Source organism: Corallococcus sp. bb12-1 (assembly GCF_026626765.1).
Classification (GTDB): Bacteria; Myxococcota; Myxococcia; order Myxococcales; family Myxococcaceae; genus Corallococcus; species Corallococcus terminator.
The window spans coordinates 33,683-37,188 of record NZ_JAPNJZ010000036.1; the positions used below are offsets into that span (position 1 = coordinate 33,683).

The window sequence follows — 3,506 nt, forward strand, 5'->3', positions numbered from 1 at the left end:
GGGTGCCCCGTGTTCCCTTCCCGACACGCGACAGGACGCCTGCCCGGTCCCACTCCAAGCCAGCACGGCAGGCCTCTGTTCTCCAACCAACCGGAGCCCTGAATGAAGCCCGCAGCGCCGGCCCAGGCTCTGCCTCTACTGGGCACCCCTCTTCATGGACGACACCCAGAAGCCGAAGGAAGTCCTCATCGCCGAAGTCCACGCGCTCCGCGAAGCCTTGCGAAGGAACAACGCCGACCTCGATCAATTCGCGTACGTGGCCAGCCACGACCTCAAAGCCCCCCTGCGAGGCATCGCCAACCTGTCGCAGTGGATCGAGGAGGATCTGGGCCCCCGGCTCGGGGAAGAGTCGCGCCGGCAATTGGAGTTGCTGCGCGGGCGGGTGCACCGGATGGAGTCCATGCTCGAAGGGCTGCTCGAATACAGCCGCGCGGGCCGCGCCTCGCACGCCCCCGAACCCGTGGACGTTGGCGCCCTGGTCCACACCGTGATGGCGCGGCTTCCGGGTGGCGACACCGCGCGGCTCGAAGTCGGCCCCGGCATGCCGACCCTCCTCACCGAGCACCTTCCGCTTCAGCAGGTATTCATGAACCTTCTTTCCAACGCCTTGAAACATGCCCATGGCAAGGACCTCCGGGTGCGCGTCGAGGCGCGAGACACGCAGGGCTTCCACCACTTCTCGGTGGCGGACAACGGTCCTGGCATCGCGTCCGCGTACCACGAGAAGATCTTCGCCCCCTTCCAGACGCTCGTCGCGCGCGACAAGGTCGAAGGCTCCGGCATGGGCCTGTGCGTGGTGAAGAAGCTGGTGGAAGGCCGGGGCGGTCGGGTGTGGGTCGAATCCTCCGAGGGCGCGATCTTCCACTTCACCTGGCCCCGGAACGAAGCGGGGCGCTCGTGAGTAATGCTCCAGCGCCTTCGCGCCCCGTGGACGGTCCGGACACGGAGGAACGCCTCAAGCTGTTGCTCGTCGACGACGACGAGGTCGACCGGCTCATGGTCCAGCGGCTCCTGCGTCAGGGAGGCATCGCCGCGGAGGTGGTGGAAGCCACCAGTGGCGCGGAAGCGCTCGCGCACCTGGGTGGACAGTCCTTCGACATCATCCTCCTGGACTTCCTGCTGCCTGGAGAAGATGGGCTCCAGGTCCTGCGGGAGCTGGGGCGGCGCGGGCCGCGCTCCCCCATCATCGTGCTCACGGGCCAGGGGAACGAACAGACCGCCGTGGACCTGATGAAGGCGGGCGCCTCCGACTACCTGTCGAAGACGAAGCTGACCGCCGAACACCTGGGACAGAGCCTGCGTCAGTCGATGCGGCTGCACCTGGCGGAGCAGCAGCACCGGGCGCTCGCGGAGGCGCTTCCGCAGATCGTCTGGACCGCCGGCCCCGACGGTCGCCCCGACTACTTCAACCAGCGCTGGTACGACTACACCGGCCTGCGCGCCAGGCAGTCACGGGAGGAGACGTCGAAGGAGCGCCATGTGGCTCGCGAAGTGCTCCACCTGGACGACATCCCCCGCTGTCTTGGACGGTGGAGCGAGTGCCGCCAGTCGGGAACGCCCTTCGAATGCGAGGGCCGCATCCGCCGCCATGCGGACGGCGCGTACCGCTGGCACCTCATCCAGGCCCTGCCCCTGCGCAATGCCCACGGTCGCCTCATCCAGTGGCTGGGCACGTGCACGGACATCGATGATCAGAAGCGCGCGGCGGAGACGCTCAGCTTCATGGCGGAGGCGAGCACCATGCTCACCGCCTCGCTGGAGATGTCCGCCACCCTGGAGCAACTCGCCGCGCTGATCCTCCCCCGGCTGGGAGACTGGTGCGCTGTCTACCTCCTGGAGGATGACGCCCCCGTACGCCAGGCGATGGTGGCCCACGCCGACCCCTCGCGGGTGCCACTCCTGCGGGAGCAGCACCGCGCGTTCCCTCCGCCCGCCAACGCCCTCCGAGGCATCTCCCAGGTGCTGCGCACGGGCGAGGCCGAGCTGGAGCCCGAGCTCACCGACGAGCACCTCCAGGAGGCCCTGGGCTCCGTGGAGGCCCTGGGCTCCGACGGACAGCTCCGGCCGGGTTCATGGCTCGTGGTTCCGCTCTGGGCCCAGCGGAGGGTGTTCGGCGTGCTCCAGGTGTGCGCATCGCGCTCGGGTCGCCGTTACACCGCGCGCGACCTGGAGCTGGTGCAGGAGCTGGGGCGGCGGGCGGAGATCGCCATCGACAACGCCCGGCTGTTCGAGATGGCCAAGGCCGAGCATCTGGTCGCCGAACAGGCCAACCGCGCCAAGGACGAGTTCCTCGCCGCCGTCTCCCACGAGCTGCGCACGCCGCTGATGGCCATGCTGGGCTGGACGCGGATGCTGCGCTCCGGACAACTGGCGCCGGAGAAGCACGCGCGGGCCCTGGAAGCGGTGGAGCGCAACACGCAGGTGCAGACCCAGCTCATCGAGGACCTGCTCGACGTGTCGCGGATCATCACCGGCAAGCTGCGGCTGGAGATCCAGGCGGTGAAGCCCTGCGACTGCATCGAAGCCGCGCTGGATTCGGTGCGCCACGCGGCCGAGGCGAAGGGTGTGGCGCTGCAGTTCGACCGGCCACCGGACATCGGCTCCATCCACGGGGATGCGGACCGGATCCAACAGATGGTCTGGAACCTGCTCTCCAACGCCATCAAGTTCACGCCCAAGGGCGGACAGGTCACCGTGCGCCTGCGCCGGGAGGAAGGCACCGTCCGCATCGACGTGGAGGACACCGGCCAGGGCATTCCCCAGGCCTATCTGTCGCAGATCTTCGAGCGGTTCTGGCAGGTCGATGGAAGCTCCACGCGCAAGCACGGGGGCCTGGGCCTGGGGTTGGCCATCGTGCGGCACCTCACCGACCTGCATGGAGGCGTCATCGAGGCCTTCAGCGAGGGAGAAGGCCAGGGCACGCGCTTCACCCTGACCCTGCCCCTGGCGAAGACCGCGACCGGGATGATGGAGCTGCCCGTGCCGGCCACGGCGCGCCTGGACGTTCCGCACCTGCCGATGACGGTCCTGCAAGGCCTCCAGGTGCTGGTGGTGGACGACGAACCCGATGCGCGGGAGCTGCTCTCCGTGGTGCTGGAGAGCCGTGGGGCGCTGGTCGTCACCGCGGCCAGTGCCCGGGAGGGCTTCGACAAGCTGCGGCTCTTCCGCCCCCAGGTGGTGCTCTCCGACATCGGGATGCCTGGCGAGGATGGCTATTCCTTCATCCGCCGGCTGCGCGCGCTGCCCGAGGATCAGGGAGGACACACGCCGGCCATCGCGCTCACGGCCTTCGCCCGGATGGAGGACCGCACCCGGGCGCTGCTCGCGGGCTTCCAGATGCATGTGCCCAAGCCCATCGATCCCGCGGAGCTGGTGAGCGTGCTGGCCACGGTCACCGGCCGCGATCCCCGCGAGGAAGCGCGCAGGCGGGGCACCTCCGCCTGAGCGATTGAGCCGTCTGTCCGGCACCGGGCTCGCCATGTCGGTGGCGAGCCCGGCCCTCCGCG

General features: G+C 69.3%; 2 protein-coding genes. Both read left to right on the forward strand.

The annotated features are described in order from the left end of the window. Positions 1–154: 154 nt before the first annotated feature. Positions 155–901 carry a sensor histidine kinase gene (locus OV208_RS40245; RefSeq protein ID WP_267579287.1) on the forward strand — a complete coding sequence of 249 codons (747 nt, stop codon included), beginning with the start codon at positions 155–157 and terminating at the stop codon, positions 899–901. After that, positions 898–3,444 (forward strand): response regulator, encoded by a 2,547-nt coding sequence (locus OV208_RS40250; RefSeq protein WP_267579288.1) that lies wholly within the window; start codon positions 898–900, stop codon positions 3,442–3,444. The genes OV208_RS40245 and OV208_RS40250 overlap by 4 nt, the downstream gene beginning before the upstream one ends. Positions 3,445–3,506: the final 62 nt, after the last annotated feature.

Excerpts from the sequence above, each read along its gene's own strand:
- OV208_RS40245 (WP_267579287.1), top strand. The coding sequence starts at position 155 with ATGGACGACACCCAGAAGCCGAAGGAAGTCCTCATCGCCGAAGTCCAC.